This is a genomic window from Mesorhizobium sp. M7A.F.Ca.CA.004.12.1.1, from assembly GCF_003997835.1.
Taxonomy (GTDB): Bacteria; Pseudomonadota; Alphaproteobacteria; order Rhizobiales; family Rhizobiaceae; genus Mesorhizobium.
The window spans coordinates 1-8,428 of the sequence record NZ_RZRK01000215.1 but is presented as its reverse complement, the minus strand read 5'-3'; the positions used below and the strand labels follow the sequence as shown (position 1 = coordinate 8,428).

5 protein-coding genes and 2 pseudogenes are annotated in these 8,428 nt (G+C 64.5%); 3 read left to right on the top strand and 4 right to left on the bottom strand.

The annotated features are described in order from the left end of the window. A pseudogene (locus EN984_RS13745) lies at nt 1-195 on the top strand (MFS transporter); the annotation flags it as partial. Between the two features lie 6 nt (nt 196-201). On the opposite strand, the pseudogene EN984_RS13740 reads toward EN984_RS13745, so the two are convergent. Then, a pseudogene (locus EN984_RS13740) lies at nt 202-2,441 on the bottom strand (heavy metal translocating P-type ATPase). Nucleotides 2,442-2,546: 105 nt separating this feature from the next. Between EN984_RS13740 and EN984_RS13735 the strand changes: the two are divergent. Beyond that, complete coding sequence (locus EN984_RS13735) at nt 2,547-2,963, top strand: helix-turn-helix domain-containing protein (protein ID WP_127269040.1); 417 nt, start codon at nt 2,547-2,549, stop codon at nt 2,961-2,963. A 249-nt stretch (nt 2,964-3,212) separates the two neighbouring features. Here EN984_RS13735 and EN984_RS13730 read toward each other — a convergent pair whose 3' ends face one another. Next, nucleotides 3,213-3,770 carry a GNAT family N-acetyltransferase gene (locus EN984_RS13730; RefSeq protein WP_127269044.1) on the bottom strand — a complete coding sequence of 186 codons (558 nt, stop codon included), beginning with the start codon at nt 3,768-3,770 and terminating at the stop codon, nt 3,213-3,215. Nucleotides 3,771-3,951: 181 nt separating this feature from the next. Further along, the gene (katG, locus tag EN984_RS13725) at nt 3,952-6,147 is read right to left on the bottom strand and encodes a catalase/peroxidase HPI (RefSeq protein WP_127383785.1); all 2,196 of its coding nucleotides are present in this window, start codon (nt 6,145-6,147) and stop codon (nt 3,952-3,954) included. Nucleotides 6,148-6,410: 263 nt separating this feature from the next. Here katG and EN984_RS13720 point away from each other — a divergent pair, with 263 nt between their 5' ends. Continuing rightward, on the top strand, nt 6,411-7,364 hold the full coding sequence (locus EN984_RS13720) for a hydrogen peroxide-inducible genes activator (RefSeq protein ID WP_127269042.1): 954 nt from the start codon (nt 6,411-6,413) through the stop codon (nt 7,362-7,364). Nucleotides 7,365-7,383: 19 nt separating this feature from the next. Here the strand turns inward: EN984_RS13720 and EN984_RS13715 are convergent, their stop codons facing one another. Further along, nucleotides 7,384-8,097: a DNA helicase gene (locus EN984_RS13715; protein WP_127269043.1), complete on the bottom strand. Its 714-nt coding sequence runs from the start codon at nt 8,095-8,097 to the stop codon at nt 7,384-7,386. Nucleotides 8,098-8,428 lie beyond the last annotated feature (331 nt).

Sequence of the window (8,428 nt, the reverse complement as noted above, 5' to 3'; positions counted from 1 at the left end):
CCGTCCGGCTTCAATGTCGGCATCGCGCTGGCCGCGTCGTTGGGCGCCGCGATGCTGAACAGCGGCTATGGCTACCGCAGCCTGCCGCTGCTCGGCGCCATAGCCATGCTGGTCGCCGTCGCGGTGGCGCTGGCATCCTATGTCTGGGAAGGGCGCAGCAACGCCACGCCGCCGCTGACGGCCCCAGCGGAATAGACCACTTCACCCGCGCCAGCGCAGCAGGCGCATGGCGTTGGCGGTGACCAGCACCGTGGCGCCGGTATCGGCCAGGATCGCCGGCCACAGGCCGGTGATGCCCAAAATGGTCGTGACCAGGAACACCGCCTTCAGCCCGAGCGCAACGCTGATGTTCTGGCCGATATTGGCCATCACCGCCCGCGACAGTTTTACCATCCGCGCGACGTCCATGACGCGGCCATGCAGGATCGCCGCGTCCGCCGTCTCCAGCGCCACATCGGTGCCGCCGCCCATGGCGATGCCGATGTCGGCGGCGGCGAGCGCCGGTGCGTCGTTGATGCCATCGCCGACCTTGGGATCTTCAGCCCTTCGCGCTGCAATTCACCGATGATGCGCTGCTTGTCCTGAGGCAACAGCTCCGCCCGAGCCTCGATGCCGAGCGAAGCGGCAATGGCTTGCGCCGTGCGGCGATTGTCGCCGGTCAGCATGATCGTGCGGATGCCTTCGGCCTTAAGCGCCGCAATGCCGGCCGCCGCATCCGGTCGCGGCTCGTCGCGCATGGCGATCAGCCCTGCCACCACGCCGTCGGCGACCAGCACTGACACGGTCTTGCCCTGCCCGTTGAGGCTGTCGACGGCGAGGCGCTGCACTTGCGTCATGTCGGCGCGTTCGCCCACCGCCGGACCGGAGCCGAGGAAGACGGCGACGCCACCGACGCTGCCCTCGACACCTTTGCCCGAGATCGCCTTCGCCGCCAGAGCCGGCGGCACCGGCGCACCATCAGCCTTGGCCCTGTCGAGGATCGCCATGGCCAGCGGATGGCTGGAACCCTGCTCGAGCGCCGCCGCCAGCGCCAGCACGGTGCGTTCATCGCGGCCATAGGCCATGATGTCGGTGACGACAGGCTTGCCCGCCGTCAGTGTGCCGGTCTTGTCGAAGGCCACCGCCGTGATCCGGCGAAAGCCCTCCAGCACCGCACCACCTTTCATCAACAGACCACGCCGCGCGCCGGTCGCAAGACCTGCGGCTATCGCCGCCGGCGTCGAGATGACGAGCGCGCAGGGGCAACCGATCAGCAGGATCGCCAGGCCCTTGTAGATCCATTCGTTCCAGTCGCCGCCAATGAGCAGCGGCGGCAACAGCGCAACCAGCGCGCCGACCGCCAGCACCGCCGGGGTGTAGGTGCGCGAGAAGCGGTCGATGAAGCGTTCGGTCGGTGCCTTGGCTTCCTGCGCCTCCTCCACAAGCCGCACGATTCGGGCGATGGTGTTGTCGGACGCGGCAGCCGTCACGCGAACCCTGAGCACGCCGTCTGTGCTAATGGTGCCGGCAAAGACGGCGTCCGCGACGCCCTTGCGCTTGGGCGTGCTCTCGCCGGTCACCGGCGCCTCGTCGATATCGCTCGATCCCTCGATGATCTCGCCATCGGCCGGGATGCGGTCGCCCGGCCGCACCAGGATGATGTCGCCGACGCCGAGATCTTCGGCGGGAATCTCAGATGTGCCGCCCGCCCGCTCGACCAGTGCCGTCTTCGGCACCAGATCGGCAAGCCCCTGGATGCTCGCCCGTGCGCGGCCGGCGGCGACACCTTCCAGAAGTTCGCCGATCAGGAACAGCACCACCACGGCGGCCGCTTCTTCCGTGGCGCCGATCATCACGGCGCCTATCGCCGCGATGGTCATCAGCATCTCGATCGAGAACGGCGTGCCGGCCAATGCCGCCATCAGCGCGCGCCGCGCGATCGGCATCAGGCCGACCAGCAGCGCGCCCAGGAACACCCAACGCTCAGCCACTGGGAACAGATGGCCGATGCCATAGGCGGCGAGAAGCGCTGCCGCGCAGGCCAGCGTCAGCACTGCCCGGCGGGAACGCCACCACGCCTGCCCCGGCTCGGCATGGCTGTGAAGGTGGGTAGAGCCAGCGGTCTGCTGGCCCGCCGACATGCCACCATGATCGTGACCTTCGTGATCGTGGCCCTCATGATCGGGATCAGCGTGGTCATGCGCTTTGGCCGCCGGTGCACGCCCATCGGCCTTGACGATGCCATAGCCCAGCCGCGCCACCTGCTGCAGCACTTTGTCTTCCGGCAGTGCGCCGCCGTGGCTGACCGTCATGCTGGCGCCGGTCACCGAAACCGAGACATCGGCGACGCCGTCGAGGCGACGCACCGCCGTATCGATCTTGGCCGCGCAGGAGGCGCAGTCCATGCCGCCGATCTTGAACCGTGTCTGCCTGATTGTTTCCTGCTTGAGGAGCGTCGTCATCACATCACCTGCCTGTCTTGCCCGCGCGGCGTCGCCGTATGGTCTTGAATGCTGATGTCAGGCATTGTAATTGCTCTAGTGACTAGAGCTTCAAGAGGCAAATTCATGTTTTCCATCGGTGATCTCTCGCGCCGCACCGGGGTCAAGGTGCCGACCATCCGCTACTACGAGCAAATGGGCCTTGTTGCGGCACCCGAGCGCTCGGAAGGCAACCAGCGCCGCTATTCCAGGCAGGAGCTGGAGCGGTTGGCCTTCATCCGCCACGCCCGCGACCTCGGCTTCGCCGTCGAGGACATCCGCTCCCTGATCGAGTTGAGCGGCCACCCCGAGCAGCCCTGCGGCCACGCCGACAAGATCGCCGAGGAGCAACTGATCTCGGTGCGGGAAAAGATTGCCCAGTTGAAGCGGCTCGAGGCCGAGCTCGAACGCATCGCCACGTGCTGCAATGGCCAGACGGTCGGCGACTGCTACGTCATCCGCGCGCTATCGGATCATGCGCTGTGCGCCGATGAGCATGATTGAGAGGTTCGAAGGACAAGCTTACGCGTCAAAGTCGGCGCCGCCCCTCATCTGGCTGCCGCCATCTTCTCCCCGTAAACGGGGCGAAGGACGCTGTCATCAATGGTTTCGCCAATCGCCAACGTTGCAGAGATGGCACCGAGGTCGCGACCAGCCCCTTCTCCCCGTTTACGGGGAGAAGATGCCGGCAGGCAGATGAGGGGCGGCGGCGAGTTCGAAATGAGGGGGTGAACTCAATCCGACGAGATCGCCCTACAGCTCGATCCGGAACCGCAAGCTCTCCGCCCCGCCATAGGCGGCGTCCTCGAAAAAGCGTTCGACGAGCTTGCCGCCATTGGCCAGGATCACCTTGTGCGAGGCCGGATTGCCCGGCTTGGCGGTGATCTCGACGTGAGCCAGGCCGACCGCCCTCGCCTCCTCCAGCATCAGCCGCAGCGCCTCGGTGGCGTAGCCACGCCGTCGCTTCCACGGCACCACCGCATAGCCGATATGACCGAGCACATGCTTCGGCAATTCCGACGTGCCCTTCTGCCAGCGAAAGCCGATCGAGCCCGACGCCTCGCCGTCCCAGATCCAGCGGCGGAAGCCCGGTAGGCGCGGCACCTTTTTGCCGTCTGGCAAACTGATCGCGCCACCCTTGGCCTGGGGATCGTCGAGGTCGGCAAGAAAGGCCACGGGATCCTTTTCGATGGCCGCGAGCTGCTCGCGCGTCGCCTCCATCAGCCGCACATTGTCCGGCGACCAGCCGCGTTCGAGCGCCGCCTTGTAGGACGGCAGATGTTCGAGCGCGGGTTTGACGATTTCGATCATGGTGCACTGGCGGAGACGCGACACCGGCAAGATAGCATCCCTGCCCAGGAAGGCACGGTCCACCAAAGCGCAATCTCTTACGACAAGGCCGCGCTCCCATCGCTGGAAACGCGGCCCCGATCTCATGTCCTTGGGAGGATTGGCACTCCGGCGCGGCTGCGCCGGAGTGCCTTATGCGAGTTCAGGCAATGTCGAAGCGGTCGGCGTTCATCACCTTGGTCCACGCAGCGACGAAATCCCTGGTGAATTTCGCCTTGGCGTCCGCCGACCCGTAGACCTCGGCAAGCGCGCGGAGCTGGGCGTGCGAGCCGAAGATCAGGTCGGCACGGGTGCCGGTCCACTTGACCGCCTTGGTCTTGCGGTCACGCGCCTCGTAGACTTCGTCGGAGCCGGCCGCCGGATCCCAGACCGTGTTCATGCTGAGCAGATTGACGAAGAAGTCGTTGGTCAACGTACCCGGCCGGTCGGTGAGCACGCCGTGCTTCGACTTGGCCGTGTTGGCGCCGAGCACGCGCAGACCGCCGACCAGAACCGTCATCTCGGGCGCGGTCAGCGACAGCAATTGCGCGCGGTCGACCAGCATGGCCTCGACCGACATCGGCTGCTTGCCCCTGACATAGTTGCGGAAGCCATCGACTTTCGGCTCGAGCGCGGCAAAGGAATGGACATCGGTCTGTTCCTGTGAAGCATCCATGCGGCCCGGCGTGAACGGCACCTTGGTTTCGTGGCCGCCGTCCTTCGCCGCCTTCTCGACCGCGGCGACACCGCCGAGCACGATGAGATCGGCCAGCGAGATCTTTTTCCCGCCGGTCTGTGCCGCGTTGAACTCCTTCTGGATGGCTTCCAGCTTCGCCAGCACCTTCGACAGTTCAGCCGGCTGGTTGACGTCCCAATCCTTCTGCGGTGCCAGCCGGATGCGTGCGCCATTGGCACCTCCGCGCTTGTCGGAATTGCGGAACGTCGAGGCCGAGGCCCACGCAGTCGAGACCAATTCGGAGACCGACAGGCCCGATGCCAGGATCTTCGCCTTCAGCGACGCAATGTCCTGCTCGCCGACCAGTTCATGGTCGACCGCCGGGATCGGATCCTGCCAGATCAGCTCTTCCTTCGGCACGAGCGGACCGAGATAACGAACGATCGGACCCATGTCGCGATGGGTCAGCTTGTACCAGGCGCGGGCAAACGCGTCGGCGAAATGGTCCGGATGCTCATGGAAGCGCCGCGAGATCTTCTCGTAGGCCGGATCGGCCCGCAGTGCGAGATCGGTGGTCAGCATGGCAGGCGCGCGGCGCTTGGACGGATCGTGGGCATCCGGCACGGTCCCGGCACCGGCGCCGCCCTTCGGCGTCCACTGATGCGCGCCGGCCGGGCTCGTGGTCAGTTCCCATTCGAAGTTGAACAGATTGTCGAAGAAGTTGTTGCTCCACTTGGTCTGCGTCGTGGTCCAGGTCACCTCGAGGCCCGAGGTGATGGCGTCGCCTGCAATGCCGGAGGCGTGCTTGCTCGACCAGCCAAGGCCCTGCGCCTCGATGCTCGAGCCTTCAGGCTCCGCGCCCACCAGCGAGGCATCGCCGGCGCCGTGCGTCTTGCCGAAGGTGTGACCGCCAGCGATCAGCGCCACGGTCTCCTCGTCGTTCATGGCCATGCGCGCGAAGGTCTCGCGGATGTCGCGTGCCGAGGCCAGCGGATCCGGCTTGCCGTTCGGCCCTTCCGGATTGACGTAGATCAGTCCCATCTGGACGGCGCCGAGATGGCCCTGGAGTTCGCGGTCGCCGGAGTAGCGCTTGTCGTCGAGCCACTTGGTTTCCGAACCCCAATCGACGTCCTGTTCGGGTTCCCAGACGTCGGCGCGGCCGCCAGCAAAACCGAAGGTCTTGAAGCCCATCGATTCCAGCGCGACGTTGCCGGTGAGGATCAGCAGGTCGGCCCAGGAGATCTTGCGGCCATATTTCTGCTTGACCGGCCACAGCAGCCGGCGCGCCTTGTCGAGATTGGCATTGTCCGGCCAGCTGTTGAGCGGAGCAAAACGCTGCTGGCCGGCCCCGGCGCCGCCACGGCCATCGCCGATGCGGTAGGTGCCGGCACTGTGCCAGGCCATGCGGATGAACAGCGGCCCATAATGGCCGAAGTCGGCCGGCCACCACTCCTGCGAATCCGTCATCACCTGGTGCAGGTCCTTGATCACCGCATCGAGATCGAGCGACTTGAATTCCTCGGCATAGTCGAACTCTTCGCCCATCGGATCCGAAAGGTTCGATTGCTGATGGAGAACGCCAAGATCGAGTTGGTTGGGCCACCAGTCACGGTTGCTCCTGCTGGAGGATCCGTGTGCAACGGGGCATTTGCCGGCGCTGGGATCATCGGTCTGTGCGTCCATGTTCTTCTCCGATCGTGGCTGTGTTGAGCTGTTCAACTGCTGCGTGAACAGGGACGTTGGATGTCCCTGGAGGCGGTCCGTTTCATGGCTGGCGCGATGACCATATGCCCGATACGCGACCGAATATGTTGGATGTCCCGTTGCCGCGGGCATGCGCCTCACCAGGCGGTCCCGGCTGCTCCTCATCTTCGTTGCGACTCCTATAGCAAAGCCGCTTCATTAATTTAAGTTGGATTTCCTGATTACAGCGATAAGATGACATTATGACAAACCTGACGCTGAAGCAGTTGCGTTATTTCGAGGCGCTGGCGCGGCACAATCATTTCGGCCGTGCCGCCGATGCCTGCGCGATCTCGCAGCCCGCGATCTCGGTGCAGATCCGGGAGTTGGAGGAAACGCTTGGCACGGAGCTTTTCCAAAGAGGCCCACGCCAGGTCCGGCTGACCAATTTCGGCGAGGAATTCGCCTTGCGCGTTCGCGACATCCTGCGCTCGGTGGATGAGCTGACAGATCTGGCCCGCGCCTCGCGCGACCGGCTGGTGGGACGGTTGCGCATCGGGGTGATCCCGACGATCGCACCCTACCTTTTGCCTGCCATCATCGGCAACCTCGCCCGCATGCATGACGGGCTCGATATCCACGTGCGCGAAACGCAGACGCAGAAGCTGATCCAGGAACTGGCCGACGGCCGGCTCGACGCGGCCATCGTCGCCTTGCCGGTATCGGAAGCGTCGCTGACGGAAATCGTGCTGTTTGCCGAGAACTTCGTGCTGGTCCGGCCCGGCGAGGATGAGGGAAAGCCGGTGCCCAACCGCGAAATGCTGCGCGAGATGCGGCTGCTCCTGCTCGAGGAAGGCCATTGTTTTCGCGACCAGGCGCTGTCGTTCTGCAACATGCATTCGGTGCGCCCAAGGGAGTTGCTGGACGGCAGCTCGCTGTCGACCCTGGTGCAGATGGTCGGCGCCGGCGTCGGCGTCACCTTGATCCCCGAAATGGCCGTGCCGGTGGAGACGCGCTCGGCGGCGGTCTCTATCGCCCATTTCGCCAACCCCCAACCGTCGCGGACGATCGGCATGATCTGGCGCAAGACAAGCCCGATCGCCAAACAGCTGCTGCTTATATCCGAAGTGGTTCGCCAGGCGGCCGAAGCATTGCGCGCGCAGCACGGTTCGGCATCGGTTGCGCAGCCTCCGAATCTGCCGGCAGCGGCCCAATGAAGGCAGGCTGACCTGATCGTCAGCCTGCCGCCTGGAACCGGATTTCGCCCTTGTTGAGGAAGCAGGTCTTGTTGAACAGCGACAGGTCCAGAGCGTTCGGCAACCGCACATCGCTGATATCGGGACATGGCTTCTCCGCCGGATCGTATGACCGATCGATCTGCGAGATGAAGACGAGGATCAGTCCCCTGTCGCGGGCAAAGGCCTTCAGCGTGCGAACCTGCGCCATCAGGTCCGGGTTTTCCCGCTTCTGATCGAGCAGTTGCAGATAATCGATCACCACCAGCGTGCCGCGCGGCGCCGAACCCAATGCCTTGACGATATAGGCGGCACTGATGGCGTCGGAATTATCGAATGTGAACTGGTCGTTGAACTGCACCGGGTCCGCCCCGATGGCGTGAAACCGGTCCAGCACATCCCTTTGCGTATATTCGAGCGTAAAGAACACGCCGCGATGGCCTGATTTCATGGCTTCGACCGCGAGTTCGAGGCTCATCAGCGTCTTGCCGTTTCCGGGTCGCGCACCGACCAGAACCAGGTCGCCGGGCGCAAGTTGCGCAAACAGCATGCCGGCGGGCGCCGCCTCGGCTGCCTTGGCTGCAAGCAGGCTCCAGCTGGTGAACCCTTCCTGTGCTGCAACACGGTCGAGCGCTTCGTGCAGCGCAATCTTGCCCTCGCGAGACAAAAGCCTGGCTTGACGCTTGAGATGGTAGATGGGCGCGGACAACTTCATCGCAAAACCTCCTGGTGCGAGCCGTTTTTGCAATCCCTCCTTATGCCAAGTGCTCGAACAGTCGGTTCGGTGATTGGATAGCGCCCTGCATGAACGATGCTTTCCCGGCGGAGGGAGGTGGCGTGGGCCGCGCCAGAATCGGATGATAGCTCAATCCCTGCGTATCGAAAATCGCGGACCTCCAGGGATCAGGCTCCGGACTCGCGGCTCTTCACGATAGGAATTTTTTCTTGACTTCCTGCCCTCAGCTATGGTACATATTTGTCCATGGTGCTGATTTGCGCCAATGACCCGCCGCACAGGCGGGTTTTCGTTTGATGCTCCGTCAGCC